The sequence below is a fragment of the Bacillus sp. MYb78 genome, from assembly GCF_002975115.1.
GTDB classification, from domain to species: domain Bacteria; phylum Bacillota; class Bacilli; order Bacillales; family Bacillaceae_G; genus Bacillus_A; species Bacillus_A cereus.
Map to the genome: position 1 here is coordinate 1 of NZ_PCOB01000073.1, position 1,667 is coordinate 1,667.

A 1,667-nucleotide genomic window follows, 5' to 3' on the forward strand; every position below is an offset into this window, starting at 1 on the left:
GCGGAAATAATATACGCTCTGCATTTGATACACCTGATTTTAGAAAAGCTGAAGATACTATTTTATCTGCTGAAAACATAGATAGATCAACCCAATATAGTCCACGTGTATTTGATGGTGATTTAAAGCAACACGAAGACAAAGGTGGACATTTAATGGAAAAGCATGTTGAAATATCTAATGAAGCATTGGCTCAACGCTTAAAAGACGATCCCGATATCACAGGGTCTTCATCTTTTAATAATTTAGAAACAGCCCAAAAAATTGCTGATGAAGTGTTAACCAATCCTCGAAATATACGTAAAATAGAAAGGTGGTTAGATGATCCCTACAGCCCGCCAACTCTAGCGTTTAGGTATAGAGGTGATGAAGTTATTGGTCGATCTATTGTAAGAGGATCTGAAAATATTTTAGAGGTAACTAATGCTAAAATTATCTTAAAAAAAGACGGACAAGGAAGTTATATTCGAACAGGATATCCCGTAAGATAGAAATTTAGGAGGATACTTATGAATGATAAAGATTATATGTATGAAGAAGTAAGTGATTTTTTAGACGGAACATTTCATCAAGATATGGGAACAGTAGAAAAAGCCTTAAATGAATTTATAGAAGAAGCTCACAAAGTGTGTATAGAAAATACTGTAAAGTACATAACTGAATTTTTAAAAAGTGATTTATCCACGCAAGAAAAAGAAGCGTTCATTGAATATTATACTGAAATTTATTTTCCTTCTTTAAAACTTAATCCTATAGAATGGCTTGAACAAACAGTTGAAACGTTAAAACAAGCATTAAAAAATCATTAGTAAAAATCGACCGCCCGTAATAGGCGGTCTTTTCTTCGTATTACATAACAAAGCCGTCCAATTAAGGGCGACTTTGTTATACATCAAACTATTCTTTTGTGAGAAATAACATCATATATAATTCCATTTTCTTGTTAACTTCACAAATTATTCCTAAAATAATATCATATTTTGGTAGTGCATTTATTATTCATTTTTCAAAGTATGTTTGTATGACATAATCATTATCAATGAAATTAAATAGATACTTCTGAAAGAAATCTATTATATCGTAGCAGGAGTTATATTTACAGCTGTAATTTTACAAGTTGAAATAGCAAACCTAACGGTTGTAGTTGGATTTATAGGTAATGTACCTAGCACTATACCAAGTCCTGTTTGTTCCACGTTAAAATCTGCTGCAATAGAACCATTACTTGCTAAAAGACTTACTGTAGATCCAATAAACACATCCAATAATTGTCTAATTGGTCGTTCACGACATTCACACTCACATCCTACATCGACAGGTGGAAGTAATGTGATAGGTGGTCCTGGTGGTAAAAAACCTACCCCTGTTACATCAGAAATATTAACCACGAAGGTTGTGGTGCCATCTGTAACTGTAACTAAAAAATCATTTACGGAAGTGATAGTAAATAGAAAGAAAAGTGGGGGCGTGTTTGGTGTGTCTGCAATAGTGCCGAGAATCACAGTTTCTCCAATAAGTTGTTGTAAGACACTTTGCATAGGTAAAACACAGCAATCACACAGACAACCTTCAGTCCCTCCCGTTGGACCTGTTATCCCTGTTGGACCCGTTACTCCCGTTGGACCTGTTATCCCTGTTGGACCCGTTACTCCCGTTGGACCTGTTAT

3 protein-coding genes are annotated in these 1,667 nt (G+C 34.6%); 2 read left to right on the forward strand and 1 reads right to left on the reverse strand.

Going from position 1 to position 1,667, the window contains the following annotated elements; translation table 11 throughout:
* Together CQ064_RS33055 and CQ064_RS33060 are read left to right on the forward strand one after the other, a co-directional pair.
* Positions 1 to 491: RNase A-like domain-containing protein (locus CQ064_RS33055; protein WP_308727326.1), on the forward strand; the 491-nt coding region annotated here is incomplete at its 5' end.
* An 18-nt stretch (positions 492 to 509) separates the two neighbouring features.
* A complete protein-coding gene (locus CQ064_RS33060) occupies positions 510 to 809 on the forward strand; it encodes a contact-dependent growth inhibition system immunity protein (RefSeq protein WP_000998176.1) in 300 nt (99 codons plus the stop codon).
* Positions 810 to 1,073: 264 nt separating this feature from the next.
* On the opposite strand, the gene CQ064_RS33250 is transcribed toward CQ064_RS33060, so the two are convergent.
* On the reverse strand, positions 1,074 to 1,667 hold a 594-nt coding region (locus tag CQ064_RS33250; protein WP_142396700.1), incomplete at its 5' end, for a bclA protein.